General features: G+C 65.8%; 3 protein-coding genes and 1 tRNA gene. 3 read left to right on the plus strand and 1 reads right to left on the minus strand.

Going from position 1 to position 1,988, the window contains the following annotated elements; translation table 11 throughout:
* Positions 1–69: 69 nt before the first annotated feature.
* Positions 70–159: transfer RNA gene (locus AC5E6L_RS14855), tRNA-Ser, on the minus strand.
* A gap of 314 nt (positions 160–473) precedes the next feature.
* Between AC5E6L_RS14855 and AC5E6L_RS14860 the strand changes: the two genes are divergently transcribed.
* The 3 genes from AC5E6L_RS14860 to AC5E6L_RS14870 form a co-directional block, all read left to right on the plus strand.
* Positions 474–791, plus strand: a complete 318-nt coding sequence (locus AC5E6L_RS14860; RefSeq protein WP_491228528.1) for a hypothetical protein — start codon at positions 474–476, stop codon at positions 789–791.
* 47 nt (positions 792–838) lie between these two features.
* Positions 839–1,519, plus strand: a complete 681-nt coding sequence (gene msrA, locus AC5E6L_RS14865) for a peptide-methionine (S)-S-oxide reductase MsrA (RefSeq protein WP_491228529.1) — start codon at positions 839–841, stop codon at positions 1,517–1,519.
* Positions 1,520–1,647: 128 nt separating this feature from the next.
* On the plus strand, positions 1,648–1,988 hold a 341-nt coding region (locus AC5E6L_RS14870; protein WP_491774340.1), incomplete at its 3' end, for a BMP family ABC transporter substrate-binding protein.

Raw genomic sequence — 1,988 nt, forward strand, 5'->3', positions numbered from 1 at the left:
CTGCCGGTGCTGGCGGCTTCAAATGGCGTAGAATCGGCGGCGAACGGCGTTCGCATTCATGTTCCAGAGTGGCGGTGAGACAGGGATTCGAACCCTGGAGACGGTTTCCCGCCTACACGCGTTCCAGGCGTGCGCCTTCAACCACTCGGCCACCTCACCTTATCATGTCGCGCCCGGACGGTTCGGCCGAGCGGGTTGAGGGGCGCACGCACCCCTTTCGGTGACGGGCGTTTTCCGCCAGAGCGGAAAACCGCCGGTGCGCCTTCAACCACTCGGCCACCTCACCTTATCATGTCGCGCCCAGACGGTTCGGCCGAGCGCAACCAAGACCCTCCCCTAGCGCGCCGCACGCGGGCGATCAAGCCGGGTCCCGTCGCCGGACTGGACCGGACCGGCGCGATTGCCGTAAAGGGAAAGGCGGGATGCGCCGCAGGTTCGACATTGTGCGGCACAAAGGTCAAAACCGGGTTTGCATGATCCGTTTCCTGCTGCGCGCGTTAGCGGTCTTGTTTCTGGCGGTCACGGTGATCTTCGCCGTGGTCGACGTGACGCGGTCGGTCGGCGCGTCGACGCTCACGATGACGCCACTGGCCGACAGTTGGGACGGTCTCGCGCCGGGCACGCGGGACGCGGTCGGTGCCTGGCTGGCAAGCGCCCTCCACCCGCTTTTGGGCGATCCCGTCCTTGCAACCTTCGCCGGCTGGCCCACATTCATCGTGTCCGGCGGCCTTGCGCTGCTCCTTGCGCTTGCGGGCGGCATTCGCCGCAGGCGCAAGACACGCATGCTATGAGCCACAGCGCACGCGCAGAACACAGGGACAGGGAAAGGACAGTGCCGATGTTTCCAACCAGCCTTCTGACCTGGAAGACCAAAATGGTGACCGCCGACCGGGCCCTGCCGGGACGCGACACGCCGATGGCCATCGCGGACGCACACCATGTCAACGGCCGGCCGATGCGCGGACCGCATCCGGAAGGCTTCGAGACCGCCTGTTTCGGCATGGGGTGCTTCTGGGGCGCCGAGCGGCTGTTCTGGCGGCTGCCCGGCGTTCACATCACCGCGGTCGGCTATGCGGGCGGGCACACGCCGAACCCGACCTATGAGGAGACCTGCACCGGACAGACCGGCCATGCCGAAACGGTGATGGTGGTCCATGATCCGGCGCGCATCGGCTACGGCGGACTCCTGCGCGTCTTCTTCGAGGAACACGATCCGACGCAGGGCATGCGCCAGGGCAACGATATCGGCACGGTCTACCGGTCGGCCGTCTATACCACGACCGACGCACAATTGGGCGAGGCGAAGGCGGCGTGCGAAGCCTATCGGGCCGCGCTCGCAAGGGCCGGGCGCCGCGAGGCCATCACGACCGAGATCAAGCCGCTCGATGCCTTCTACTTCGCCGAGGATTATCACCAGCAATATCTGGCCAAAAATCCCGGCGGCTATTGCGGTTTGCAGGGCACGGGCGTGAGCTGCCCCATGCCGGTGCAGGCAGGCGAGACGGCCCGGCCGGCATGAGCCGACGGTCTTTTTTGTCGACAGGGCGCGATCCTGCGTGCCAAGGTCCATGCAGAGCGGCACCCGGCCGCTTTCAGGGGGGCCGGCGCGCGGCGCTGGAGCGAAACAGCTACACAGGGTAAGTGAGAATGAAGCGCTTTGTTCTTGGCCTTCTGGCCGCAACCGCGATGACCGCCACGGCGCATGCCGAAACACCGGCCATCGTCTACGATCTGGGCGGCAAGTTCGACAAGTCGTTCAACGAGGCCGCCTTCAACGGCGCCGAACGGTTCAGTCAGGAGACCGGCATCGAATATGTCGAGTTCGAGATCCAGAACGAGGCCCAGCGCGAGCAGGCGTTGCGCCGCTTCGCCGAGCGCGGCCATTCGCCGGTGATCATCGCGGGCTTCTCGGCCGCCCAGGCCGTCGACAAGGTGGCGCAGGAGTTCCCTGAAACCTATTTTGCGATCATCGACATGGTCGTCGACCA

The sequence above is a fragment of the Roseitalea sp. genome (assembly GCF_984466335.1).

Excerpts from the sequence above, each read along its gene's own strand:
- AC5E6L_RS14860 (WP_491228528.1), top strand. The coding sequence starts at position 474 with ATGATCCGTTTCCTGCTGCGCGCGTTAGCGGTCTTGTTTCTGGCGGTC.
- msrA (WP_491228529.1), top strand. The coding sequence starts at position 839 with ATGTTTCCAACCAGCCTTCTGACCTGGAAGACCAAAATGGTGACCGCC.